Below are 23,522 nucleotides of genomic sequence, written 5' to 3' on the forward strand. Positions count from 1 at the left end.
GAAGCGGGAAGCGGGAAGTTGAAGGCTCTGTTTGCGGGGATGCCTATTACTGCTAGCAGAACGGGACGATTACTCAGTTCAGCCGATATTAGGTGCCCTCCACGCTGCACCGATTGCTCTGCTTTCCAACTTCCAACTTCCAGCTCAGCGCTCATACGCGAGCCTCCTGCCCAGCCGCATCCTTACGAGCAAACCGCTGACCCAACCGATCGAAGAATAGATAGATCACCGGCGTGGTGAACAGCGTCAACAACTGGCTCAGCAGCAGACCACCAACCAGCACCAGGCCCAGCGGCTGACGCAGCTCGGCACCGGAACCAGAGGCGAGCATCAGTGGTACTGCGCCGAACAATGCGGCCAGTGTGGTCATCAGGATCGGACGGAAACGCAGCAGCGCGGCCCGGTAGATTGCATCCTGCGGGCTCATGCCCTGCTGACGTTCGGCCTCCAGCGCGAAGTCGATCATCATGATCGCGTTCTTCTTGACGATGCCAATCAGCAGGATGATGCCGATGATCGCGATCAGCCCCAGATCGTTGCCAGTCAACAACAGCGCGAGCAAGGCGCCGACGGCTGCCGACGGTAACGTCGAGAGAATGGTGATCGGGTGGATATAGCTCTCATAGAGCACGCCCAACACGATATACATGGTCACCACTGCGGCGAGAATCAGCAGCAGCGTGCTCGACAGCGAAGCCTGGAAAGCCTCGGCAGCGCCCTGGAAACGGCTCTGAATGCCAGCGGGCAGGCCGATTTCGGCCTCGACGCCTTCGATCACCTCCACCGCTTCGCCCAATGAGACGCCATCGGCCAGGTTGAACGACAAAGTGACTGCAGGGAACTGACCGATATGGTTGATCAGCAGCGGCGCATTACGCTGTTCCCGCGTCGCCAAGCTCGACAGCCGCACCGGCGTGCCGCCCTCGCTCTGCACGAACAGCTCCTCCAGCGCCTGTGCGCCAAGACGGCTGCCCGACTCGGCTTCCAATACCACGCGGTATTGGCTGGCCTGAGTGAAGATCGTCGAAATCTGCCGCTGACCGAAGGCGTCATACAGTGCGTCGGTGATGTCCGAAACCTCGATTCCCAGACGGGCTGCGGCATCGCGGTCGATATCCAGATAAATCTGCAGACCGTTGCTCTGCAAATCACTGGCGATATCGGTCAGCTCCGGGCGCTCGCGGAGTGCTGCGACCAGTCGCGGCGTCCATTCCTGCAGCAGCTCACCATCCGGCGACTCGAGGCTGAACTGGAACTGCGTACGGCTGACCCGATCTTCGATCGACAGATCCTGCACCGGTTGCATGTACAAATCGATACCCGGCAGCTTCGCCAGTTTCGGTCGTAGCCGATCGATGACCTGGCTGGCCGTGACGTCCCGCTCACCGTGGGGTTTGAGGTTGATCAGCAAACGACCGCTATTGAGGGTGACGTTGTCACCGTCCACGCCGATATAGGACGACAGGCTCTCCACCGCCGGATCGTCCAGAATCACTCGCGCAAGCGATTGCTGGCGTTCGCTCATGGCACGGAAGGAAATCGATTGCGGCGCTTCGCTGATGCCCTGAATCACACCAGTGTCCTGCACCGGAAAGAAGCCTTTCGGTACGGCCAGGTAAAGCACCACTGTCAATCCCAAGGTCAACACGGCAACCAGCAGGGTCAGTGTCTGGTGTCCCAACACCCAGGTCAGCCAGCGCGAGTAGCCGCTGATGAGCCGCTCGACCCAGTCCGGCTTGGCTTCATCCACGGTGGCCGGTTTGAGCAGCTTGGCGCACATCATTGGCGTCAACGTCAGGGACACCACGAGCGAGATCAGGATGGCGACCGCCAGGGTGATCGCGAACTCGCGGAACAGGCGTCCTACCACGTCTTGCATGAACAGCAGCGGAATGAGCACGGCGATCAGGGACAATGTCAGCGAAATCAGGGTAAAACCGATCTGCTTGGCCCCTTTGAGCGCTGCCTGAAGCGGCGTCTCGCCCTCCTCCACATGGCGGGCAATGTTTTCGAGCATGACGATGGCATCGTCCACGACGAAGCCGGTGGCGATGGTCAGCGCCATCAGCGTCAGGTTATTCAGGGAGAAGCCGGCGAGATGCATGATTGCAAAGGTGCCCACCAGCGACAGCGGCACGGCAATCGATGGAATGATCGTCGCCGACAGTCGCTTGAGAAATACGAACGTGACCATGACCACGAGGACCGTAGCCATCAGCAGCTCATGCTGCACGTCGGTGATGGCGGCACGGATGGTTTGCGTACGGTCGGTGAGCACCACCACGTCGAGTCCGGCCGGCATGCTGGCGGTGACTTCAGGTAGCAACGCTTGGATACGTTCGACCACATCGATCACGTTAGCGCCGGGTTGGCGCTGGATGTTCAGTAGCACGGCCTGGGTTTCGTTGGCCCACGCGGCGAGGCGTTCGTTCTCGGCGCCATCGATGATATCGGCGACATCCTTCAAGCGCAGCGTTGCGCCGTCTTCGTACGCCAGAATGAGTTCGGCGTATTCCTCCGGCGTTTTCAGTTGATCGTTGGCGTCGAGCATCGATACCCGGGTTGGGCCGTCGAAATTGCCTTTGGGCTGGTTGACGTTGGAGCTGGTCACCAGCGAACGAACGTCGGCGAGCGACAATCCGTACGATGCGAGCGCTTCGGGGTTGACCCGAATGCGTACTGCAGGGCGCTGACCGCCGGCGATGCTGACCATGCCCACGCCGCTGATCTGCGCCAGCTTTTGCGCCATGCGCGTATCGACCAGATCATGCAGTTCCGGTAGCGCCAGACTTTCCGACGTCACCGCCAAGGTCATCACCGGCGTGTCAGCCGGATTGACTTTGTTGTATACCGGCGGCGCCGGGAGATCGTTGGGCAGCAGATTGCTTGCGGCATTGATAGCTGCCTGAACTTCCTGCTCGGCCACGTCCAGCTCGACTTCGAGGGAGAAACGCAGCGTGATCACCGATGCCCCGCCCGAGCTGGTCGAGGACATCTGGGTCAGTCCCGGCATCTGACCGAACTGGCGCTCCAGCGGCGCGGTTACGGCGCTGGTCATGACCTCGGGACTGGCACCGGGATACAGCGTCATGACCCGGATGGTTGGATAGTCCACCTGTGGCAGCGCCGATACGGGCAGCATGCGATAGGCGATCAGGCCGGCCAAAAGAATCGCGATCATCGTCAGCGTGGTCGCCACCGGCCGCAGGATGAACAGCCGCGAGATGTTCATCGCGCCGGGCGCTCCTTGGCATTCTGTGGGTCGACCTTGGGATTTTCGGCCGCTTCTTCAGCGAGCTTCTGGCGATCCACCACTTCCACTTCGCTGCCATCACGCAGGCGGTCAGTGCCCTCCATGACGATGCGCTCACCCACGCTCAGGCCCTTGGTGATGACGGTATGCTCACCATTGCTCGGCCCTACTTCGAGGACACGCAGCTCGACCTTCGAATCGTCGCCGACCACATAGGCGAAGTTTCCGCGCGAGCCGAACTGAAGCGCCGCGGAGGGGATCAGGACGGCATTCTCCAACGTTTCCACGCGCAAGCGGATATTGACGAACTGGTTGGGTATCAGCAGCTCGGCTTCGTTGTCGAAGCGGGCTTTCATCTTCAGGGTGCCGGTGGTCGTGTCGATCAGGTTATCGACGCTCTCCAGCACGCCTTCGCCGAAGAGGACTCGTTCGCTGCGGTCCCACGCCTGAACCGACAATTCGTCACCGCGACGGAAACGGCTGATGACGGGCGGCAACTCGCCTTCAGGCAACGTGAAGCTGATGGCCATCGGCTGGGTCTGGGTGATGACGACCAGCGGCGTGGTGTCGTTGGCCGCGACGAGGTTGCCCTGATCCAGCTGTCGCAAGCCGACGCGACCATCGATCGGCGCGCGAATCTGAGTGAATTGCAGGTTCAGCTTGGCCTCATTGACCGCTGCCTGGTTGGCCGCAAGTGTTCCCTGGTACTGGTTGACCAGCGCCTGCTGGGTATCGAGCGTCTGCTTGGCGATGCTGTCGTCGGCAAACAGTCCCCGATAACGCTTGAGATCGACTTGCGCGTTTTGCAGCAATGCGCGGTTCTGCTGCAAAGTGCCTTCCGCCTGCTGTAACGCCACCTCGTAGGGGCGCGGATCGATGATCGCGAGCAGATCGCCAGCCTTGACGCGCTGGCCCTCCTCGAAGCGCACCTCAACGAGTTCTCCTGCCACACGGCTGCGTACGTTTACCGTGTTCAACGGTGTGACAGTGCCGAGCGCCTTGGAATACACCTCGAATCGCCCCTGCTCGACCGGAGCAACCCGCACCGGCGTTGGCCCGCCGAACGCTCCGAATGCCGGACGACCACCGGCTCGCTGCTGTTGGGGTTGTTCCGCTGCGCTAGGCCATAGCCACCAAAGCAGGAGCGCAATAGCGATGACCACGACGCCAATGATCAGCCAGCGCTGCAAGGCGCCGGCGCGAGAAGTGTTTGCCTCGGACATGAACTGGGTTCGCCTGGAAATGAGGGTGAACCATAAGCAGTCGAGCCCCGCTGGGAAAGCGGATTTACGGCATTTTTACGTAACCGAGCTTGTCGATGCCAAACATGGCTTTCGAAGCGTGCGTTTCAGCCTCAGGAACCATGTTTAAGCCATCCAGTCTATGTACCGTTCACTCGACAGCTGGCGAACCTGGCTTCTGTCGATTCATCGCATCTGGTGCGATATGCCGCTATTCATCAGGCCGTCCGATAATGGCCTGCACAGGATCAAGGAATGAACGCATCACTGGTAATCTTGGCGTTGACTGTCGCCAGCTTTCTTCTCGGTTTTCTGCGCGACCTGTTCATCGCCAAGGCCTTCGGCCTGAGCTGGGAAGCCGACCTGATTTTCGTTGCGCTGATCCTGCCGATGTTCTTCGAGAACTTCCTCGGCCTCGCCCTTCGCGACGCCATGATCCCGTACTTACAGAAGTTGCGCAGTCAATCCCAAGCCCTGTTCGAGACCGTCAGCCGCTGGCTCTATTGGCGCGTGATGGGAATGGGGGCGGCGGTAAGTGTCGTCGCCATCGCAGGCAGCTACTGGATCCTCAATCTTCTGGCGCCCGGTTGGTCCGATGCTCAGGTAGCCACCGGCCAGATTGTGTTCTGTGTAGGTGCAGCGCTGATTGCCGTTCAGGCCGTTCTGTATTGCCAGGGCGCACTCCTCAACATGGATGAGATCTTCATTCTGCCAATGACGCGCACGGTGTTGCTCAACGCCGGTGCGATCATCGGAATTCTGCTGTTCCAGCCCACCGGGATGGTGATCTTCATCGGCATGCTGCTGCCGCAGCTTGCGCTGATCTGGCTGCAGCACAGGCGGATTGTCTATCTGCGTGGAAGTGAAAGCGTTGAAACGGAGGGGCACCGCGGTAGCTTCGGCCTGGCCTTCGCGCCGGTCCTGCTAGCCGCTGGGGCACAACAAGGCTGCATTCTTGCCGAACGGATGTTCGCCTCCTATCTCGACGAAGGCAGCATCACCATGCTGTCTTTTGCATTCCGCATCGTCACCATCCCGCTTACGCTCTACGCATTGTCAGTGCTATCGGTGCTGTTCCCCCGCTTCGTCTCGAGCTGGAATGACGGTGATTACATTGGCCACGCCGCAGTGATACGCAAAGGGTTGTTGGCCACTCTGCTCTTCCTGGTCCCGGCCACGGTGGTGCTCTGCTCATTTCCGCAGCCCGTGGTGTCGGTGCTACTGGAGCGAGGCCAATTCGGCGCTGCGCAAACAGATGCCACTGCATCGCTGGTGGTTCTCTATTCACTTGGCCTGCCGGCGATGGGACTGGCGCTGTTATGGGGCCGCACCCTGCTTGCTCAGCATCAGTCACGGCTGTTTCTGGTGATCACGCTTGTCAGCTCTGCGCTCACCATCAGCCTCGATGCGCTGCTCTACGGCCCATACGGTGCTGAAGGCCTGGCGTTCGCTTTTTCCAGCGGAGCGGCACTGCAGGCGCTGTTCATGGGGCTATATGTTTATCGTGCATCGCCGACAGGCCTGGCTCCGAGCGTACTCCTACGTTGGATCACCACAGGCGTTACCGTTGCGGCTCTACTGCACTGGCTACCGACGCCGCACGGTTTGCTCCAGTTGTGCCTGTACATCGCATTGATGCTGTGTGCCTTCGCGGCGGGCGTGGTGTTGCTCGGTGAACGGGACCTGTTCAGGCCCAGCTACTGGTCGATGAAGAAGGCCTGACGGTATCGGCTTCGCGCCAGCAGGGAGTAGCCAGGCAGGAATGAGCTTCAGCGGGAAGATCAGGTGTTGCTCATGAGCAACACCCCGCTTTTGGTGAGTGGCGAAGCCAGAAGTTAATTTTTGGAGCCCGCCCGCTCGAACGAAGCCCCTGTAGGAACCGGTTCGGAGCTACCCAGAGACAGCGGCGAAATCTCTCAGTTGGGCTCGGTCTCAGCTTCCTCGTGCGCCTGGCGCAACCGCTCGCGACTGTTCGTCAGGTGCAGACGCATCGCGGCGCGGGCGGATTCAGCATCCTGGCGCGCGATGGCGTCGTAGATCTGCTCATGCTCGCGACCGAGGCGCTGTTGATAGTGCGGCTGGTCATCGTGAGCCAGGCGTGCCGAGTTGAGGCGACTGCGTGGGATGATCGCCGTACCCAGGTGATTCATGATGTCGGTGAAATAACGATTACCGGTCGCCTCGGCAATCTGCAGATGGAACTGAAAGTCCGACACGGCGGCTTCGCTGGAAAGCGCTGCACTCTGCTGCAGCGAATCCAGAAACGCCCGCATCGCCGCCAACTGCTCCGGTGTTCGGCGTGTCGCCGCCAATCCTGCCGACTCGACCTCCAGACTGATGCGCAGCTCCAAGATCGAAAGCACGTCACGCAGCGTGCCGATGGTCGCCGGATCGATACGCAGCCCAGTCGTACTCGGCGTGTCGAGCACGAAAGTACCTATGCCATGGCGAGTTTCCACCAGTCCGGACGCCTGCAATCGTGAAATCGCTTCCCGCACCACCGTCCTGCTCACCCCCTGCGCCTGCATGATTGCAGATTCGGTAGGCAGCTTGTCTCCACGCTTGATAACGCCATCGCGTATCTGTTGGGACAATTCGGTCACCAACTCCTGTGCAAGGCTGCGATGCTTTCGGCGAACGCGTGGCTGGATGCTCTGGTTTTCCATGGACACATCGATCTCTTTGAAGCGAAGTAAGCCGTATCATAGCCCAGTAGTTGTACGATAACTATGCGGCGACCCTAATTCTCTGTCCCAACCTTATATCTGAAAACCGCACCGCCCCCAGGCGGCTCCTATACTGATGAAGCCCCCTCTAAGGAGATCGACACCATGCGCCGCATCATTCTGTCCATCGCAGCCGCCGTCGTCAGCATGCCCCTTTGGGCAATGCATTGCCCGATGGACATGGCAAAGATCGACGAGCACCTGAAAACAAATCCGCCAAGCGACCCCGCTACTCTGACCCGTGTCAAAGAGCTGCGCGCCGAAGGAGAGGCGCTGCATAAGGCTGGTGAGCATGAACAATCGCTCGAGGTGCTGGGAGAGGCCCAGGATTTGCTCGGCATAGCAGAATAGCCCTCCGTCTTTACCACCGAGCATCTGCCACATCGGCGGCTGCTCGGTGCGGCTGTCAGATCTCCTCGCCGCCCTCGCCGGTGCAGCGAACCCGCAGTTCCTTGCGATCGAAGTTTTCTTCTCTGCTCAGGGTTTCGTAGCCCTCCGGGCAGACCTCGCGGGCACGCGTCGCGCAGCCCGGTTGTCCCGCAACCTTGGTGCAAGTGAACACATATTCGTCGGTGCCGTCTGCCGGGGACACGGTTTCAATGGCGCTGCAGCCGATCAGCAAGACCGCCGGAGCGAGGATAACGGCGCATTGCCTGCTTAGGCTATTCATTGATAATTCGGCTCGATGTGGTTGAGCGAGACTGGCCGCCCGGCACCTGCGGCTCGGCGGGCCTCATTGGCTGCTACTGTCAGACGCGGCTCGGGACAAAAGTACAGCGATCCTTGCGGGCTTTCGTTGCACCGGGCACTGACGCTAGCGTGGGTCAGGTGCGTCATCCATCTCGGCATTGTCAACGTCGATATCAGGTGTCTCGCGTTCGATGGGGACATCCGACCTATCCCGCGGAGTTTTCAGTTCATTTCCTGGCAGCTCGTCGACGCCCGCCTGGTCATCCGGATTCACATCGGTGCGCCCGGGACTCAACGGTGGCGCAGAACCAGGAATCACCAAGCCATCGTCGCCCTCGGCCTGGGCATTCGTACGGGGTTCGTTCAGCGGTTGCTGATCTTGACTATCGACGCTCATCACTCACCTCTGCTGTTGTTCTGTACAGATAAGAGGATTGATGGGCTTCTGCGTTCAAGCAGATAGGTGCCGTTGGTCACTGCAGCCCGCGAGCATTCAGCGGACCGCAGAAACGGAAAAACCGGCTGCAAAGGCCGGTTTCTATCAGCGTGCACATCGTGCTAACCACGTCCATGGTGCCCGGAGCGGGAATCGAACCCGCATACCCTTTCGGATGAGGGATTTTAAGTCCCTTGCGTCTACCAGTTTCGCCATCCGGGCGGGACGGAGCGCGATGCGTGATCGCGGCGCAGGACTATAACCAGCCCCCCGCCCAGGTGCAACCCGAACGGCGCTCGACCACACCAGTTTCCAGACACTGATTGGCGTATCTCTTCAGCGCAGATATTCCTTGCTGATCCTGACTCGGACATCCGTATGTCGTGGTCGCTCTAGTCGAAGCCTCGTGGAGCAGGCAATGTTCTATCGGTGGCGAGTAGTTACCTAGCGTCCGCGCTGAATCGCAGACATAAAAAAACCGCAAGCTTGCGCTTACGGTTTCTTTATTAATGGAGGCCGATGTCGGAATCGAACCGGCGTACACGGATTTGCAATCCGCTGCATAACCACTCTGCCAACCGGCCTCAAAACGAAGACGCCGCATACTGCGGCGCCATCGTCAACAAATTGGAGCGGGAAACGAGACTCGAACTCGCGACCCCGACCTTGGCAAGGTCGTGCTCTACCAACTGAGCTATTCCCGCGTCGTCTTGATGACGGGCGCCATTTTATAGTTTCAGCACGCCGCGTCAAGCCTTTGATTAAAAAGTTTTATTTCTTTTCCGTAGGGCTGAGATGAGGCCAGGCGGCCATCAGGTAATTGACCATCGACCACAACGTCAGAGCGGCGGCCACGATCAGCAATGCGTAGCCAAGCCCGACCCAGATGGTCGCCAGTGGCGGGTTGGCCAGCAGGATGATGAGCGCAACCATCTGAGCCGCAGTTTTCCACTTGCCCAGGTTGGATACGGCTACCTGCGCTCGCGCACCCAACTCGGCCATCCACTCTCGCAGGGCTGATACCACGATCTCCCGGCCGATGATGATGGCCGCCGGCAAGGTCAGCCAGAGGTTGGAATGCTCTTCGACCAGTAGCACCAGGGCTACCGCCACCATCAGCTTGTCTGCGACCGGATCGAGGAAAGCACCGAAGGGAGTGCTCTGCTTGAGCTTGCGAGCGAGATAACCATCCAGCCAATCGGTTACCGCTGCGATGGCAAACACTGCGCTCGACGCCAGATAGCTCCACTGAAATGGGAGATAGAACAGCAGGATGATGATGGGTATCAGCAGCACACGCAGCACGGTGAGAATATTTGGAATGTTCATCGATACCACTGATCCGCGGATTTAGAAGGTGATTCTACTCACTGTGCAGAGCGGCATAAATCGACTCGGCAAGCTTTTTACTGATACCGGGCGCCTTGGCGATTTCATCAAGACTGGCGCGGCTGAGTTCCTGAAGACCTCCAAAGTGCTTCAGCAGTTCGCGGCGGCGCTTCGGCCCGATCCCTGCCACACCTTCAAGCGTAGAAGTCATTCGTGCTTTTCCACGCCGTGCGCGGTGGCCTGTAATGGCGAAACGGTGGGCCTCGTCGCGAACCTGCTGAATCAAGTGCAGTGCCGGGGAGTCGCCTGGCAAGGTGAATTCATGGGCTGCGTCGTTGAGATACAGCGTTTCCAGACCCGGCTTCCGGGTAACACCCTTGGCTACGCCTAGCAGGATCAGCTCCGGCACGGCGAGCTCCTGCAGAACCTCGCGGGCCATGTTGAGCTGCCCTTTGCCACCGTCAACCAGCAATATGTCAGGCAGCTTGCCCTCCCCCTCGACGGCCTTCTTGAACCGGCGAGAGAGCGCCTGGTGCATCGCCGCATAGTCATCGCCCGCGGTAACGCCTTCGATGTTGTAACGGCGGTAATCGGACTTCAGCGGCCCTTCCGGACCGAACACTACACAGGACGCGACAGTCGCTTCACCGCTGGAGTGGCTGATATCGAAGCACTCCAGCCGTGTCGGCGGCTCCTCGAGATCCAACGCCTCGGCCAGGGCCTGGAACCGTGCAGCCAGATGCTGACGATTCGCCAAGCGCGCACCCAGCGCCTGCTCGGCGTTGGTCAGCGCCAGCTGTTGCCAGCGTGCGCGCGTGCCGCGAACACGGTGGCTGATGGTTAGCTCCACATCACGCAGCTCTGAAATCGCGTTAATCAGCGTATCGAAGTCTTCATGGACCGTATTGACGATCAGCTCCGACGGTAAATCGCGCTCCATGGAGCCAAGGTAATACTGCTCGAGAAAGGCCTGCAGGACCTCACTGACGCTCTCTTCAATGGCGACCTGTGGAAAGAAATTCTTACTGCCCAGTACTCGTCCGCCACGTACGCTGATCAGGTGCACGCAGGCACCGCCTGGGCTTACGACCGCCGCAACAATGTCGACGTTGCCACTACCGCCTTCCATGCTCTGCTGATCCTGCACGCGACGCAGGATGCCGATCTGGTCGCGGATTTCCGCGGCGCGCTCGAAATCAAGCGCCATCGCCGCTTTTTCCATGTTTTTCGACAGTTCCTCGGCCAGCGCATTGCTGCGCCCCTCCAGAAACATCACGGAATGCCGGACGTCATCGGCATATTCTTCCGGGTCGACCAGATTCACGCAGGGCGCCTTGCAGCGCTTGATCTGATACTGCAGACAGGGTCGGGTGCGGTTGCGGTAATAGCTGTCTTCGCATTGACGCACAAAGAACGCCTTCTGCAGCAAGCTCAGACTTTCGCGAATCGCACCGGCGCTGGGGTACGGGCCGAAATAACGTCCCGGCTCCTTCTTCGCACCTCTGTGGATGCTGAGACGGGGGAAGTCCCCGCTCGAAAGAAATACATAGGGGTAGGACTTATCGTCGCGCAGCAGGATGTTGTACGGCGGGCGCCACTGTTTGATCAGAGTCTGTTCGAGCAACAGCGCTTCGGTTTCGTTCGCCGTGATCGTGGTTTCGATCTGGGCAATTTTGGCCACCAGCGCGGCTGTTTTCGGCGCCTGCCCAGTCTTGCGGAAATAGCTCGCCAGGCGCTTCTTCAGATTCTTCGCCTTGCCTACATAAAGCAGCTTGGCGTCAGCATCGAACATTCGGTAGACGCCGGGACGCCCACTGCACGAAGCCAGAAATGCGGAGGAATCGAAGCCGCTCATCAATTGATGGTGTCGACCATGCCGTGACGGACAGCGAGCAGCGCCAGCTCGACGTCACTAGTAATCGAAAGCTTCTCGTAGATACGGTAACGATAGGTGTTGACGGTTTTCGGCGACAGGCACAGCTTGTCAGAGATGGCCTGGACCTTCTGGCAGTTCGCGATCATCAGGGCGATCTGGATTTCTCGCTCGGAGAGAAGATCGAAAGGTGATCCGTTGACCTTGGGCTGGAATGACTTGAGCGCCAGCTGCTGGGCGATCTGCGGGCTGATGTAGCGCTGACCCGCAAATACCATGCGGATCGCCTGAATCATCTCATCGAGCGCCGCGCCCTTGGTTAGATACCCGGCGGCACCTGCCTGCAGCAGTCGCGTCGGGAAGGGATCTTCTTCGCAGATGGTGACAGCGATGACCTTGATATCAGGATGGCTGCGCAGGAGCTTACGGGTGGCTTCAAGGCCGCCGATGCCCGGCATCTTGACGTCCATCAGGACCACATCCGGCTTGAGTTCACGCGACTTTTTGATCGCCGCCTCGCCCGATTCAGCCTGCCCAATCACCTGCAGGCCATCGATATCGGCGAGCATTCGGGAAATGCCTGTGCGTACTAGATCGTGGTCATCGACCACCAGCACCCTAATCAAGCAGACACCTCTTCAGTGCAAATTCAAAGCTGGCTGACTGCTCGCTTCATAAGCGGCGGACTTTAACAAAAACTCACCGCCTTACCCAGACCATACATCGCAAAATGGCCAGATGACATCACGCCCTTGGCCTAGTGTCAGGAACCCTGTGTGAACGGATAGGCAGGCGTACCAGTCCGAACTATGGTCAATATCGCTCTCGTCACCGGTACCTCTTTTTGTTCGAAAGTCTCATTGCAGCCCTCCTCCTGGCTGCCGTCCACCTGCTCGCAGGGCGCCTGCGCACACTTGGCCATCTGCCTCGTAGCCGTTGGCTTTCGTTGGCCGGTGGCGTTTCGGTGGCATATGTCTTCGCTCACCTCTTGCCGGAACTGGCCCGAGGTCAGGAAGTGATAGACGGTAGCGATATCTGGCTACTCAATTACCTCGAGCATCACGCCTATCTGCTGTCATTGCTTGGCCTCGCCACTTTTTATGGCTTGGAGCGCTTGATAAAGAAGCACCGGAGCGAGCTGGAGGAACATGAAGAGTCCCATGCCGGGTTGTTCTGGCTGCACATCGCTGCCTTCGCCCTCTATAACGGGCTGATTGGTTACCTGTTGACGCATGGCGCGAATGACAAACCGTACTCGCTGCTGCTCTACTGCGTCGCGATGGGGATGCACTTTCTGGTCAATGACTTCGCGCTGCAAAGCGACCACAAAGATCTGTTCAAACGCCGGGGCCGCTGGGTACTCGCGATGATGCCACTGGCTGGGTGGGGCTTCGGGGCCATGACCGATGTTTCAGAACTGGCCGTTTCGGCGCTGACCGCATTTATTGGTGGCTCGATCATATTGAACGTGCTCAAAGAGGAGCTGCCGGAAGAGCGCAACAGCCGCTTCGGCGCCTTTCTCATCGGCTCGGTCGGTTATTCGCTGTTGTTGCTCGGATTTCAGAATGTCAGCTGATCCGTGACACCACGACTACTCGACATTCGATTCAGCCATCACAACCACGCCGCTCACGTAAGGCACAGGCTGGTTGATACTGTTGAGCACGGATTCGGGCGGTGCACTCCCCCCAGGACTTCGATCAACGCAACGGGTCACCAAGAGACTTTCATGCTTAAAACCTTCGCACTATTTGCCGTCACAGCTGTTGCCGAGATCGTCGGTTGCTACCTGCCTTATCTCTGGCTCAAGCACGGCAAAAGCGCCTGGCTCCTGCTGCCCGCCGCGTTGTCGCTAGCACTCTTTGCATGGCTGCTGACACTGCACCCGACCGCCGCGGGCCGGGTTTATGCCGCGTACGGCGGCGTTTATGTGGGCGTAGCGCTGCTCTGGTTATGGCTGGTGGATGGCGTTCGGCCAACTCATTGGGATTTGCTCGGCTGTGCAGTCGCCTTCCTCGGCATGGCAATCATCATGTTCGCACCGCGAGCGACCTGAGCTAGAGCCGACTTATGGCCGCTCCGCCGCACGCTTAGCAAGCAGCCCCTGATAGAAACGGCACTCACGCTCCAGCGCATCCGCCAGATTGCTTGCCTGCCGGAAACCATGATGTTCTTGCGGATAAAGACGGTACTCGACCGGGATGTTTCTCTGACGAAGCGCCGCCACCATTGATTCGGTCTGTTCGGGAAGCACCACCGAGTCCTGCCCGCCCTGAAAGAAGATCACCGGCACCTTGATCTGCGCCGCATTGTGCAGCGGGGCGCGCTGACGGTAACGCTCGGCATGACGCTGCGGATCGCCGATCAGCCAGTCCAGATAGTCCGCCTCGAACTTATGCGTGACGCGCCGCAACGCTAACGGGTCGCTGACACCATAAAGACTGGCGCCACCACTGAAGCCGGCATCGGATGCCAGCGCGCAGAGCGCGGTAAAGCCGCCGGCGCTCGAACCGCGAATGAAGGTGCGGGCCGGATCGATCTGCCCATCCTCAGCCAGCGCACTGACGGCGGCGCGTGCGTCTTCCACATCGACAACACCCCATTGCCCGCGCAGCCGCTGCCGGTAAGCGCGACCGAAACCGCTGCTGCCTCGGTAGTTGATATCGGCCACGGCAAATCCTCGCTGGGTCCAGTATTGAATCCGCGGATCGAATACCGGATAGCAGGCCGACGTCGGCCCGCCGTGCAAGAAGATCACCAGCGGTGGGCGCTCGCCGTCCAGGCTCCGGCAGTTGGCATTGCGCGGTGGATAGAAGAATGCGTGAGCAGTTTCGTCACGCCCGGTGACGAAACTGAACGACAGCGGATGCGACAACGCGTCGGTCGATAGCGGCTGCTCGCCACCCACGATGATGTCGGCCTGGCCGGTTCGCCGGTCTATGGTCAGCACCGCTGGCGCGCGATCGACGGCTGCGGCGATGCAGTAGTAGTTCCGATTATCGGCAGCCAACTGCCGGCACCGGCTGAATGCCATCGCCAGTTGGCGCTCGCAGCCCCCGGCGTCCCGCTCGAACAGCAGGCCGTAGCCGTCGACCATGCGCGTCAGTAGCAGGCCGCCTTCGGCAAGCGGCAAATAGCTATTTGTGCCCAACTGCCACGGGGCGGGCGCATGGTCGAATGCCAGCTGCGCCGGGCCAACCGCATCAGGCCCGGACTCGCCATTCGCAGACGTGAGCGCCGGGACCAATCGGCCATCCTGCTCCCGCCAGGGCTGCCACCAGCCTGCTTTGTCGCTCAGGCAGTAAAGCGTGCCATCCGATGCAAAGCGTGGTTGTTGCAGGGATTCATCACCTTCGCGTCCGGCCAGGCATTGCGGCGTCTGCCATGTGCCATCGGTGTCGCGCTCGGCCATCCAGAGGCAGGTTGCGGTCCAGGGTTGCTCGGGGCGCTGCCACTGGATCCAGGCCATGCGCCAGGCTTCGGCATCGAGCGTTGGCGACGAGTAGAAGTCTGCACCTTCGGCGATAACGCTGCGCTGGCCGGCACTCAGCGAGAAACTGACCAGCCGATGCTCCACGCGCTCGCCGGCGTGGTCCTCCTCGACCGCCACGACGGCGGCATGCTGAGAATCGAACTGCAGATCACCGTAGCGACAATCGGGCCGCTGCGTGAGTGCAAGGGGCTCGTGCGCGTCGTCCGCGATGGTCTGCAGATGGATCTGCTGATCCTTCTCATTGACGAACGCGACGCCTCGATCCGTCAGGCAGAAGGCTCCGCCACCATATTCATAGACCCGGCTGCGAAGCGATACGTCTGGCGGCGTCACACAGACGGTCCGCCCGTCTCGCCAGTACCAAAGGGTGCAGCGAGCATCCGTTGGCTGATACTCGATCCAGAACAGCCCGCCGTGCCCTGCCCTGATCTCGGCGAAATCTCGGCTCGCCGAGGCGGCTTTCTCGGCAGTCCAGTCACTGGGCCAGAAGCCGTATGGGATTTTGTTCATCGTTCGGTTGGCTCCGGTCGGCGGTAACGTGACGGTCTCAAACCTTGAGGATCAGCCGCGATGCCTTCTCGTTGCGGAAGGTCAGCTCATCCAGCCCGCGCGGCGTCTGCTCGGCCTCGGTGCGCGCGGTGAGAATTACGCCGTGATGGGCGGATTTGCTGCACACCGGGTCGGCATTGGCGGCATCGCCAGTGAGCATGAAAGCCTGGCAGCGACAGCCGCCGAAGTCCTTTTCCTTCTCGTCACAGGATTGGCAAGGCTCAGGCATCCAGTCGAAACCGCGAAACTTGTTGAAGCCGAACGAGTGCTTCCAGATCTGCTCAATGCTCTGCTCGCGCACGCAGGGAAAGCTGATCGGCAACTGACGCGCGCTGTGGCATGGCAACGCAGTGCCGTCGGGCGTGATGTCGAGAAACAGGTTGCCCCAGCCGTTCATGCAGCCCTTCGGCCGCTCTTCGTAGTAATCAGGCGTGACGAAGATCAGCTTGCAGGGGTGATTCTCGGCGGCCAACTTGTCGCGCCACTGGTTGGTGATGCACTCGGCACGAACCAGCTGCTCCTTGCTGGGGAGGAGCCCGGAGCGATTGAGTTCGGCCCAGCCGTAGAATTGACAGGTGGCGAGTTCAACGAAGTCCGCTTCCAACTCCAGGCACAGCTGGATGATGCGTTCGATGTTGTCAATGTTGTGCCGGTGGGTGACGAAGTTCAGCACCATCGGATAGCCGTGGGCTTTCACCGCACGCGCCATGGCGAGCTTCTGCGCGAAGGCTTTCTTGGAACCGGCGAGCAGGTTGTTCACCTCTTCGTCGGCGGCCTGGAAACTGATCTGGATGTGGTCGAGGCCAGCGTCGGCGAACGAGGCGATCTTCTCCTCGGTCAGGCCGATGCCCGACGTGATCAAGTTGGTGTAGTAGCCAAGGTCCCGCGCCGCCTTGATCAGTTCAGCCAGATCCTGACGAACCAGCGGTTCACCTCCCGAGAATCCCAGCTGTGCCGCGCCCATTTCGCGCGCCTGGCGGAATACTTCGATCCACTCGGCAGTGCTCAGCTCGTCACGGCTGCGGGCAAAATCCAGCGGATTCGAGCAATACGGGCACTGCAACGGGCAGCGATAAGTCAGCTCGGCAAGCAGCCATAGCGGCGGACCGGGTTCGCAGCCCGGCTTAGCGAAGCTCGATCCAGAACCGCTCAACGGCTACCTCCAAGAATGCGACGATATCCTCTTCGATCCCTTCCGCCTCGGGATAGCGCACCTGCAGATCGGCGACGATGGCGCCGACGGTACGCGCGCCGTCAACTTCAGCCAGTACCGCGGCGGCGCTCTCGTTGAGTTTGATCATGCCTTCGGGATAGAGCAGCACGTGGCATTTCTGCACAGGTTCCCACTGGAAGCGGAAGCCGCGGCGCAAGGCAGGGATCTGGGTCAGTTGGATGTCACTCATGGTCCGTTGTCTCGCCAGTGGGACAGGCGGTGGCTTAGCCTGGTTGGTGAATCGAATCGTTTGAGCGGGCTTCGTGGTGGGCTGAAGCCCACCCTACTACCGAAGCGAAGCGCCGCCGGCCCGAACTACCGAAGTGTCAAAACGTAATGCCTTTGTGCCAGACGCGCTCGCGGGTCACGGTGTGGTACGGCGGGCGGTCCAGTTCGTAGGCCATGCTCATGGCGTCCAGCATGCTCCACAAGACGTCGAGTTTGAATTGAAGAATGTTCAGCATGCGCTCCTGACTCTCACGAGTGGTGTAGTGCTCGAGCGTGATGCGTAGGCCGTGTTCGACGTCGCGGCGCGCTTCTTTCAGGCGCTTGCGGAAATAGTCGTAACCGGACGGATCGATCCAGCTGTAATGCTGTGGCCAAGCATCCAGGCGCGACTGATGGATGGTCGGCGCGAAGAGTTCGGTCAGCGAACTGCTCGCCGCTTCCTGCCAGACCGCACGACGCGCGAAGTTGACATAGGCATCCACCGCAAAGCGCACGCCCGGTAGCACCAGCTCCTGCGACAGCACCTGTTCGCGATCAAGCCCCACGGCTTCAGCCAACCGCAGCCAGGCTTCGATGCCGCCCTCCTCGCCGGGCACACCATCATGATCGATGATGCGCTGTACCCATTCGCGCCGCGCCTCGCGATCCGAGCAGTTGGCCAGGATCGCGGCATCCTTCACCGGTATGCACACCTGGTAGTAGAAGCGGTTCGCCACCCAACCCTGAATCTGCTCACGGGTCGAGCGGCCTTCGTACATGGCGCGGTGGAACGGGTGGTGGATGTGGTAGTAGTCGCCCTTGGCGCGCAGTGCCTGCTCGAACTCAGCGCGGGTCATGGCTGGCAGGGTCATCGCGGCTTCCTTTGCTGTTCCCGCTGCGGCAATGCACAACGCGGGAAGGGTTGCTCTCATAGGGTGCGCCCTGCGCACTACAGCTCGATGCTCATGCCATCGAAGGCTACTTCGATGCCGTGCTCGTCGAGGGTTGCACGCTCGGCCGAGTCCTCATCGAGGATGGGATTGGTATTGTTTATGTGGATGAGGATCTTGCGAGCCGCCGGCACCCCATCGAGCACCTCGATCATGCCGCCGCGGCCGCTCTGCTGGAGATGGCCCATCTCGGACCCGAGCTTGGTCCCCACTTCACGCACACGCATTTCGTCATCGCGCCAGAGCGTGCCGTCGACTAACAGGCAATCGGCGCCGCGCATCAGTTCCAGCAGCTCGGGGCTGACTTTGCCCAGCCCCGGTGCGTAGAACAGCTTGCCGCCGGTGTTGTGATCCTCGATCAGCAGGCCGATGTTGTCGCCCGGATGCGGGTCGTTGCGATGCGGCGAGTATGGCGGTGCGGCGCTGCGCAGCGGAATTGGCGTAATTTCGAGATCTGGACAGGTCGGAGTGCGGAAGCTGCTTCCCAGTGCAATGGGGTTCCAGCGCAGGCCACCATTCCAGTGTTCGAGCATCTTGAACAGCGGAAAACCGGTCGTGAGGTCCTGATGAACCATCTCGGTACACCAGACTTCATGGGGGCAGCCTTCACGCAGCGTCAGCAAGCCGGTGGTGTGGTCGATCTGGCTGTCGAGCAAGATGATCGCGCCGATTGCCGTATCGCGCGGCGCACGTGCCGGCTGCAGGGCGGGAAACGACTCCAGCTGCGCACGGATGTCCGGCGAAGCGTTGCACAGTATCCAATGTTCGCCATCATCACTGATGGCAATGGATGACTGGGTACGCGCCTGTGTGCGCAAGGTGCCGTTACGCAACCCGGCGCAATTGACGCAGTTGCAGTTCCACTGAGGAAAGCCGCCGCCCGCAGCAGAACCGAGAATCTGGATGAACATTGCAGTCCTTTAAAACGAAGCCCCGGCCTGGGCCGGGGCGAATAATCAGCGGTTGGCGAAGTACATGGTCACTTCGAAACCGATACGCAGGTCGATGAAAGCAGGTTTGGTCCACATGGTTCGATCCCCTCTATGTTACGGCTGCGGATTGGCCCGACAGCCTATTGAACACCCTAGTCCACTGAAAAGCAGAATGGCACAGAAGGAGACAACGCAGCGTCCGGGTAGTGCCCAGCGCGTCGCCTCGTCATCGGCGGAACACCTCTAGCGGAAGTGCCGGTCCAGCTCAGCGTCATCAGACAGCTTCGGTGCCTTGTCTCTAAGAATCGCTGCGATTGCAGTCACGTAAACGTTCGCCTCGGCAATCGCTCCACCGACGAAAAACCGTTAGGCTGCTCATGGAAACGCCACCAAGATTGTTTCCACTCACTTTTCGTTATGCAGGCGTGTAGATGAAAGAAAACTGGTCGGCCTTCCCCTGGGTCTGCTTCGCCATGTGCGTGGGTGTGATGGGCACAGCGCTCATTTCGCCGCTTTATCCGCTGTACCAGCAGGCCTGGCAGTTGCGTACCAGTGACGTCTCGCTGATTTACGTGGTTTACATGGTGGGCGCGCTGTTCGGCCTGCTGTTCATGGGGCGCCTGTCGGACACGCTGGGCTTTCGCAAGGTGATGCTGGCCGGCCTGCTGCTGGGTTGGGGCGGCACCCTGCTGACGATGCTCGCGTGGGATCTGTCGACCTTGAACATGGGTCGCTTCGCGGTGGGTCTGTCGTCCAGTCTGATCGTCACCAGCGCCACGGTCGGACTGGTACAGATCTCGCGCGACGGGGCTTCGCAACGGATATCGATGATCACCAGCTTCCTGCTCGCCTTTGGCTTTGGTCTGGGTCCGATAACGGGCGGCATCACCGGTCAGTGGCTACCGAACCCGCTGATGGTGACCTACGTACCCTCACTATTGTTGGGTGTGCTGGCGGTGTATGCCTTGATGCGCGTGCAACTGAAACCGCATACAGATGAATTGGCGACCGCATCGCCGAGCTGGCGAACCTTCATGCCGCGCCTGGCCTGGACGGGCCGCAGCGATTCGCTGGCGTTCACGCTTACCTGTGCCTGCCCGTTCTTCGCCTTCGGTGTGTTCGGTATCTACGCGTCGATGGCCCCGCTATTTCTGGAGAAGATGCTGCCTTGGCATGGGCCGGTGGTGAGCGGTACATCCATCGGCGTCATCCTGCTGGCTTCGGCCATGATGCAGCTGGCGTGCGCCAGGATGAGCCTGCGTTGGTGCGGATTTCTCGGCTTGCTGGCGGTCGTGCTCAGCAACGCCATGCTCGTGCTCAACTTCAAGCTCGGATCGCCCATCGTGTTCATCGTCGGTGTCTGCGCCGCGGCAGCAGGACATGGCATGTGCCTGCTGGCCGGCATCAGCATGGTCAACCGCATCGCCACACCAACCGAGCGCTCAGGGCTGATTTCGACCTACCTGGTTTGCGGCTACGTCGGCAGCATCGCGCCCTTGATTGCCGCAGGCTGGATTGCCGACCACCACGGCCTGCCGGCAGCGATCACGCTGCTGGGACTATGCGTGATCGTGATCGCCTCGCCGCTGGCAATCTGGTTTTTCCGGCATCCACGGATGCGGTCGGCCTGAACCGCCGCGCCCTCAGACTGCCGGTCCGTCGTGCAAGAACGCCACCGCGGTAGTGGCGTTCCTGTCAGCTTGCCGCTCCGTTTGCCAAGCCATTCAGGCTGGAGCCCGGCGCTATGTATTAACGGTGCCGCTTGCGCCCCCTATCCAGCGTCAAGACCGGCCCGACCTTCCTTTTGAGCAGACCCGGGATAGCCTGCGCCGGATGGACCCTGGTGCGTAGCGTCGGTCGCCAAGAGGTATCGCTCACTAGCTGCAGCTCGGCTGCGGCGTTGGCGTTATAAGCCGCGAGCAAATCGACCTTGCGGCGGTTGATGACGTTACCAATGGTCGTGATCGCCTGCCCTTTCCAATGCTTGATGATTCGCGTCGAGTCCACCGAGGGGCTAAAGGTGAAGGCGTTGGCTTCCGCCCAGATGTGTGAGTCATAGCCAACGCCGAAGGCGTAACCGAAGGGGACACGTGCGTCGTCGTTGCGAATGAAATGGTTGTTGTAGACGTCCGCATGCCCCCAGCGGAGGCGCGGGGCGCGCTGACCGATATTGATGAACTCGTTGTGGTGAATCGTCACCCGCAGCTTGCCCGGATCTCCCGCCGTCGGAGAATCGGTGGAACCGACCAGCATCAGCTTGTCCCGATCCGCGAAGCGGTTATAGGACACCGTGACAAGGTCCGACCCATAGGTGATATCGACCGAGCCATCATGCTGCTGAAAAGGTCTGCCGAAATACATCGGCGCTTGGTCGTCGAAGTTCGGATCGTCCGTATAGTAGTTGTGATTGATCCAGATGTTGGACGCGCCGTTGATGATCTGAACCATGTCGTATTCGCTGTTCCAGTTTCCGTCCGAGCCATCGGTCGGGTCCCATTGCGGGAAGCAGTCGCTGACGGCTTTGTGGTTCAGGTTACGCACGATCACGTTGCGTTCGCCGTCTATCCGCAACGACAACCCTATCAAGCTCGCCTTGGGGTTCGCTCCGATGATCGTCGTGTTGCTCGGCACCTCGATCACCATGGTGTTTTTCTGATTCTCTGCGGACTGGCGACGCGCGTTCTCCGGACCACCGGAGGGCTCCGTATCCCATCCCCAGACCGCTGGATCGTATGCAGCCAGGTAGCTGTCCAGGGTATATCCGGTCCCCCGCGCATAGTCTTCGCACGTCAGCGGATTGCCTGAATCATCCGAGTTGCCAAGAAGCGCGCCGTGAACGCGAACGATCTTGGGTTCGTCCCCCGCTTCATCGAACGCCGACTTCAATTGAGCGCGCGTGGTGACATCGTAGACACGGCCGGGCACCGCGTAAGCACCACCGCTGGTCCCACCGCCCATCGAGGCAAATCCATCGCGCATCGGCAGCGTCTGCCGCTCCAGCGGAATTCTTCCTCCGCCAATGCCGGCATTGACGACCACCGACGCACCGGCCGGTGCTGAAGAAAGACCGATGCCCAACGAGATCGTCATAACTGCTGCAACATTTCGCATTTTCTTATCCTTATTTTGCTGTTGTCATACTTCGATATTTGCTTTTTCACCGACTTTTCATGTGAAAACGGCGTGTCGGAGTCTAGGCAAGCCCGATGCAACGTCAATAAAATGTATGACGTCATACCTTGGCTTAGTATTTTCCGACGAAATGCTTCGCTGGAGCTGAACGAGGGCAGGTCACGTTTCGATGTGAGCGAAATCCAAAGAATTGGGCCAGCTCCGCTGGAAGCCGTCTGCCCCACCAGTTAGAAAAAACAACTGTCATGCCTGCGCGGCTGACAAGCCATGCGCTTTAATACTGAAAGCCGTCCGCTCACCCTCGATCGCAGCGGCATTCTGAAATGGAGGTCTATCATCATCCGCATCCCACAGCTGGCCGACCTCGACGGCCTACCCCGCTTCGAAGGACTCACGCTCGACCGCATCGTCACGCCTTCGACATCGGCGGAGTTCTCCCAAGCCGTCGATGACCTCCTGAGCGTCGCGCAGATCGGCTTCGATACCGAATCCAAACCCACCTTCAAGATAGGCGAGGCTTCCACCGGACCTCACGTGATCCAGCTAGCCACGCCGCAAACCACCTACCTGTTTCAGGTCGGCGTGGACGGTTGCGTCGAGGCAGCTAAAGCCGTGCTGGAGTCGAACCAATTACTGAAGGTCGGCTTTGGCCTGAGCTCGGATCGAAGCCGATTGCGCAGTCGCCTGGGCATCGAGTTGCGGCATTACATCGACCTTGGCACGACGCTGCGCTATCAGAGCAAGAAAGGCCAGGTCGGATTGCGAGGCGCGGTCGCAGCGGTGCTGGGCGCTCGGGTGAGTAAATCTCGCAGCGTCTCTACGTCCAACTGGGCAAATCGAACATTGACCGATGCACAACAGTATTACGCCGCAAACGACGCCTACGCCGCGCTACAGGTATACCTAGCCTTAGGCGATGGCGCCGGGCAGCTGCCGGCGGACCGTATCGTCACCGGGTCGGCAAGCCAGTCTGCGTGAGAACGCCAAGCCCGCAGGACGTACAGATTTAGCTGTTCAAAAGCATGACGGAGACGAACGACAATGGAGCTTCTGTTGAACATCGACGTCGCAGATCTGGACAAGGCGATCCCCTTCTACCGGGACGCCCTCGGCTTGCGCCATACGCGCTCCCTGTTCAACGGGGCGGCAGCGGAAATGCTGGGTGCTGGCTGCCGCATCTACTTGATCGAGCACGCCGGATCGGAACCGGCCACAGCAATCGGCGATGGCATTCGTACCTATGACCGCCACTGGACGCCCATTCATCCCGACTTCGTCGTTGACGATATCGAAGCGTCCGCCACACGCGCGGTAGCGGCCGGTGCACGCCAGGAAACACCGATACGCGTGTTCGCTTGGGGCAGGCTGGTCACGCTGAGCGACCCATTCGGCAACGGCTTTTGCCTGATTCAGTTTCCGAATGAACCGTACGAAAACGAAAGGGACCCTAGCCTGGGCGGCTGATCGCACGGGTCAGCGATGTTCTGAGTCTCTCAGA

The 23,522-nt window shown here is 60.1% G+C and carries 22 protein-coding genes and 3 tRNA genes; 7 read left to right on the top strand and 18 right to left on the bottom strand.

Annotated features, from left to right (window positions below; translation table 11 throughout):
* Nucleotides 1–151: 151 nt before the first annotated feature.
* Both E0D86_RS04985 and E0D86_RS04990 read right to left on the bottom strand, forming a co-directional pair.
* Nucleotides 152–3,232 carry an MdtB/MuxB family multidrug efflux RND transporter permease subunit gene (locus E0D86_RS04985; protein ID WP_131648849.1) on the bottom strand — a complete coding sequence of 1,027 codons (3,081 nt, stop codon included), beginning with the start codon at nucleotides 3,230–3,232 and terminating at the stop codon, nucleotides 152–154.
* Complete coding sequence (locus E0D86_RS04990; protein ID WP_131648850.1) at nucleotides 3,229–4,476, bottom strand: MdtA/MuxA family multidrug efflux RND transporter periplasmic adaptor subunit; 1,248 nt, start codon at nucleotides 4,474–4,476, stop codon at nucleotides 3,229–3,231. Before E0D86_RS04990 ends, E0D86_RS04985 begins: the two co-directional genes overlap by 4 nt.
* A gap of 273 nt (nucleotides 4,477–4,749) precedes the next feature.
* On the opposite strand from E0D86_RS04990, the gene murJ reads away from it, so the two are divergent.
* Nucleotides 4,750–6,216 (top strand): murein biosynthesis integral membrane protein MurJ, encoded by a 1,467-nt coding sequence (murJ, locus tag E0D86_RS04995; RefSeq protein ID WP_131648851.1) that lies wholly within the window; start codon nucleotides 4,750–4,752, stop codon nucleotides 6,214–6,216.
* Between the two features lie 194 nt (nucleotides 6,217–6,410).
* Here the strand turns inward: murJ and E0D86_RS05000 are convergent, their stop codons facing one another.
* Nucleotides 6,411–7,160 carry a FadR/GntR family transcriptional regulator gene (locus E0D86_RS05000; RefSeq protein ID WP_131648988.1) on the bottom strand — a complete coding sequence of 250 codons (750 nt, stop codon included), beginning with the start codon at nucleotides 7,158–7,160 and terminating at the stop codon, nucleotides 6,411–6,413.
* A gap of 165 nt (nucleotides 7,161–7,325) precedes the next feature.
* Between E0D86_RS05000 and E0D86_RS05005 the strand changes: the two genes are divergently transcribed.
* On the top strand, nucleotides 7,326–7,571 hold the full coding sequence (locus E0D86_RS05005) for a hypothetical protein (RefSeq protein ID WP_131648852.1): 246 nt from the start codon (nucleotides 7,326–7,328) through the stop codon (nucleotides 7,569–7,571).
* 55 nt (nucleotides 7,572–7,626) lie between these two features.
* On the opposite strand, the gene E0D86_RS05010 is transcribed toward E0D86_RS05005, so the two are convergent.
* The 8 genes from E0D86_RS05010 to uvrY all read right to left on the bottom strand — a co-directional run bounded on the left by E0D86_RS05010 (nucleotide 7,627) and on the right by uvrY (nucleotide 12,174).
* On the bottom strand, nucleotides 7,627–7,890 hold the full coding sequence (locus E0D86_RS05010) for a hypothetical protein (protein WP_131648853.1): 264 nt from the start codon (nucleotides 7,888–7,890) through the stop codon (nucleotides 7,627–7,629).
* 144 nt (nucleotides 7,891–8,034) lie between these two features.
* Nucleotides 8,035–8,307, bottom strand: a complete 273-nt coding sequence (locus E0D86_RS05015) for a hypothetical protein (protein ID WP_131648854.1) — start codon at nucleotides 8,305–8,307, stop codon at nucleotides 8,035–8,037.
* A gap of 174 nt (nucleotides 8,308–8,481) precedes the next feature.
* Nucleotides 8,482–8,568, bottom strand: a tRNA-Leu gene (locus tag E0D86_RS05020).
* Nucleotides 8,569–8,856: 288 nt separating this feature from the next.
* Nucleotides 8,857–8,930 (bottom strand) — tRNA-Cys (locus E0D86_RS05025).
* Between the two features lie 44 nt (nucleotides 8,931–8,974).
* A tRNA-Gly gene (locus E0D86_RS05030) sits at nucleotides 8,975–9,050 on the bottom strand.
* A gap of 67 nt (nucleotides 9,051–9,117) precedes the next feature.
* A complete protein-coding gene (gene pgsA / locus E0D86_RS05035; protein ID WP_131648855.1) occupies nucleotides 9,118–9,675 on the bottom strand; it encodes a CDP-diacylglycerol--glycerol-3-phosphate 3-phosphatidyltransferase in 558 nt (185 codons plus the stop codon).
* 34 nt (nucleotides 9,676–9,709) lie between these two features.
* Nucleotides 9,710–11,530, bottom strand: a complete 1,821-nt coding sequence (gene uvrC, locus E0D86_RS05040) for an excinuclease ABC subunit UvrC (protein ID WP_371924032.1) — start codon at nucleotides 11,528–11,530, stop codon at nucleotides 9,710–9,712.
* Entirely contained in the window at nucleotides 11,530–12,174 is a 645-nt protein-coding gene (uvrY, locus tag E0D86_RS05045; RefSeq protein ID WP_131648857.1) for a UvrY/SirA/GacA family response regulator transcription factor, read from the bottom strand. The genes uvrC and uvrY overlap by 1 nt, the downstream gene beginning before the upstream one ends.
* Nucleotides 12,175–12,392: 218 nt before the next feature.
* Between uvrY and E0D86_RS05050 the strand changes: the two genes are divergently transcribed.
* Both E0D86_RS05050 and E0D86_RS05055 read left to right on the top strand, forming a co-directional pair.
* Complete coding sequence (locus E0D86_RS05050; RefSeq protein ID WP_131648989.1) at nucleotides 12,393–13,124, top strand: hypothetical protein; 732 nt, start codon at nucleotides 12,393–12,395, stop codon at nucleotides 13,122–13,124.
* A gap of 153 nt (nucleotides 13,125–13,277) precedes the next feature.
* The gene (locus E0D86_RS05055; RefSeq protein ID WP_131648858.1) at nucleotides 13,278–13,604 is read left to right on the top strand and encodes a YnfA family protein; all 327 of its coding nucleotides are present in this window, start codon (nucleotides 13,278–13,280) and stop codon (nucleotides 13,602–13,604) included.
* Nucleotides 13,605–13,616: 12 nt separating this feature from the next.
* Here E0D86_RS05055 and E0D86_RS05060 read toward each other — a convergent pair whose 3' ends face one another.
* The 6 genes from E0D86_RS05060 to pqqA form a co-directional block, all read right to left on the bottom strand.
* Nucleotides 13,617–15,551: a S9 family peptidase gene (locus E0D86_RS05060; protein ID WP_131648859.1), complete on the bottom strand. Its 1,935-nt coding sequence runs from the start codon at nucleotides 15,549–15,551 to the stop codon at nucleotides 13,617–13,619.
* A 37-nt stretch (nucleotides 15,552–15,588) separates the two neighbouring features.
* Entirely contained in the window at nucleotides 15,589–16,743 is a 1,155-nt protein-coding gene (gene pqqE / locus E0D86_RS05065) for a pyrroloquinoline quinone biosynthesis protein PqqE (RefSeq protein WP_131648860.1), read from the bottom strand.
* Nucleotides 16,715–16,993: a pyrroloquinoline quinone biosynthesis peptide chaperone PqqD gene (pqqD, locus tag E0D86_RS05070; RefSeq protein ID WP_131648861.1), complete on the bottom strand. Its 279-nt coding sequence runs from the start codon at nucleotides 16,991–16,993 to the stop codon at nucleotides 16,715–16,717. The genes pqqE and pqqD overlap by 29 nt, the downstream gene beginning before the upstream one ends.
* A gap of 136 nt (nucleotides 16,994–17,129) precedes the next feature.
* Entirely contained in the window at nucleotides 17,130–17,882 is a 753-nt protein-coding gene (pqqC, locus tag E0D86_RS05075; RefSeq protein ID WP_131648862.1) for a pyrroloquinoline-quinone synthase PqqC, read from the bottom strand.
* A gap of 77 nt (nucleotides 17,883–17,959) precedes the next feature.
* Nucleotides 17,960–18,871: a pyrroloquinoline quinone biosynthesis protein PqqB gene (gene pqqB, locus E0D86_RS05080; RefSeq protein WP_131648863.1), complete on the bottom strand. Its 912-nt coding sequence runs from the start codon at nucleotides 18,869–18,871 to the stop codon at nucleotides 17,960–17,962.
* 45 nt (nucleotides 18,872–18,916) lie between these two features.
* Nucleotides 18,917–18,988 carry a pyrroloquinoline quinone precursor peptide PqqA gene (gene pqqA, locus E0D86_RS05085; RefSeq protein WP_110660746.1) on the bottom strand — a complete coding sequence of 24 codons (72 nt, stop codon included), beginning with the start codon at nucleotides 18,986–18,988 and terminating at the stop codon, nucleotides 18,917–18,919.
* A gap of 335 nt (nucleotides 18,989–19,323) precedes the next feature.
* Between pqqA and E0D86_RS05090 the strand changes: the two genes are divergently transcribed.
* Nucleotides 19,324–20,523, top strand: coding sequence for an MFS transporter (locus tag E0D86_RS05090; RefSeq protein WP_131648864.1), 1,200 nt, complete (start codon nucleotides 19,324–19,326; stop codon nucleotides 20,521–20,523).
* A gap of 118 nt (nucleotides 20,524–20,641) precedes the next feature.
* Here the strand turns inward: E0D86_RS05090 and E0D86_RS05095 are convergent, their stop codons facing one another.
* On the bottom strand, nucleotides 20,642–22,003 hold the full coding sequence (locus tag E0D86_RS05095) for a polysaccharide lyase family 1 protein (RefSeq protein ID WP_218568005.1): 1,362 nt from the start codon (nucleotides 22,001–22,003) through the stop codon (nucleotides 20,642–20,644).
* A 288-nt stretch (nucleotides 22,004–22,291) separates the two neighbouring features.
* On the opposite strand from E0D86_RS05095, the gene E0D86_RS05100 reads away from it, so the two are divergent.
* Complete coding sequence (locus tag E0D86_RS05100) at nucleotides 22,292–23,002, top strand: 3'-5' exonuclease domain-containing protein 2 (protein ID WP_131648865.1); 711 nt, start codon at nucleotides 22,292–22,294, stop codon at nucleotides 23,000–23,002.
* Nucleotides 23,003–23,065: 63 nt separating this feature from the next.
* Nucleotides 23,066–23,488, top strand: a complete 423-nt coding sequence (locus E0D86_RS05105; protein ID WP_131648866.1) for a VOC family protein — start codon at nucleotides 23,066–23,068, stop codon at nucleotides 23,486–23,488.
* The last annotated feature ends 34 nt before the right edge of the window (nucleotides 23,489–23,522 follow it).

The organism is Pseudomonas sp. IC_126, assembly GCF_004331835.1.
GTDB lineage: Bacteria > Pseudomonadota > Gammaproteobacteria > Pseudomonadales > Pseudomonadaceae > Stutzerimonas.

Bases quoted from the DNA above. Each gene is read 5' to 3' on its own strand.
- uvrC (WP_371924032.1), bottom strand. From the start codon at position 11,530: ATGAGCGGCTTCGATTCCTCCGCATTTCTGGCTTCGTGCAGTGGGCGT.
- murJ (WP_131648851.1), top strand. From the start codon at position 4,750: ATGAACGCATCACTGGTAATCTTGGCGTTGACTGTCGCCAGCTTTCTT.
- E0D86_RS05015 (WP_131648854.1), bottom strand. From the start codon at position 8,307: ATGAGCGTCGATAGTCAAGATCAGCAACCGCTGAACGAACCCCGTACG.
- E0D86_RS05010 (WP_131648853.1), bottom strand. From the start codon at position 7,890: ATGAATAGCCTAAGCAGGCAATGCGCCGTTATCCTCGCTCCGGCGGTC.
- E0D86_RS05000 (WP_131648988.1), bottom strand. From the start codon at position 7,160: ATGGAAAACCAGAGCATCCAGCCACGCGTTCGCCGAAAGCATCGCAGC.
- pgsA (WP_131648855.1), bottom strand. From the start codon at position 9,675: ATGAACATTCCAAATATTCTCACCGTGCTGCGTGTGCTGCTGATACCC.
- pqqD (WP_131648861.1), bottom strand. From the start codon at position 16,993: ATGAGTGACATCCAACTGACCCAGATCCCTGCCTTGCGCCGCGGCTTC.
- pqqC (WP_131648862.1), bottom strand. From the start codon at position 17,882: ATGACCCTGCCAGCCATGACCCGCGCTGAGTTCGAGCAGGCACTGCGC.
- E0D86_RS04990 (WP_131648850.1), bottom strand. From the start codon at position 4,476: ATGTCCGAGGCAAACACTTCTCGCGCCGGCGCCTTGCAGCGCTGGCTG.
- E0D86_RS05090 (WP_131648864.1), top strand. From the start codon at position 19,324: ATGAAAGAAAACTGGTCGGCCTTCCCCTGGGTCTGCTTCGCCATGTGC.
- pqqB (WP_131648863.1), bottom strand. From the start codon at position 18,871: ATGTTCATCCAGATTCTCGGTTCTGCTGCGGGCGGCGGCTTTCCTCAG.
- E0D86_RS05095 (WP_218568005.1), bottom strand. From the start codon at position 22,003: ATGCGAAATGTTGCAGCAGTTATGACGATCTCGTTGGGCATCGGTCTT.
- E0D86_RS04985 (WP_131648849.1), bottom strand. From the start codon at position 3,232: ATGAACATCTCGCGGCTGTTCATCCTGCGGCCGGTGGCGACCACGCTG.
- E0D86_RS05055 (WP_131648858.1), top strand. From the start codon at position 13,278: ATGCTTAAAACCTTCGCACTATTTGCCGTCACAGCTGTTGCCGAGATC.
- E0D86_RS05105 (WP_131648866.1), top strand. From the start codon at position 23,066: ATGGAGCTTCTGTTGAACATCGACGTCGCAGATCTGGACAAGGCGATC.
- E0D86_RS05100 (WP_131648865.1), top strand. From the start codon at position 22,292: ATGCGCTTTAATACTGAAAGCCGTCCGCTCACCCTCGATCGCAGCGGC.
- E0D86_RS05060 (WP_131648859.1), bottom strand. From the start codon at position 15,551: ATGAACAAAATCCCATACGGCTTCTGGCCCAGTGACTGGACTGCCGAG.
- E0D86_RS05005 (WP_131648852.1), top strand. From the start codon at position 7,326: ATGCGCCGCATCATTCTGTCCATCGCAGCCGCCGTCGTCAGCATGCCC.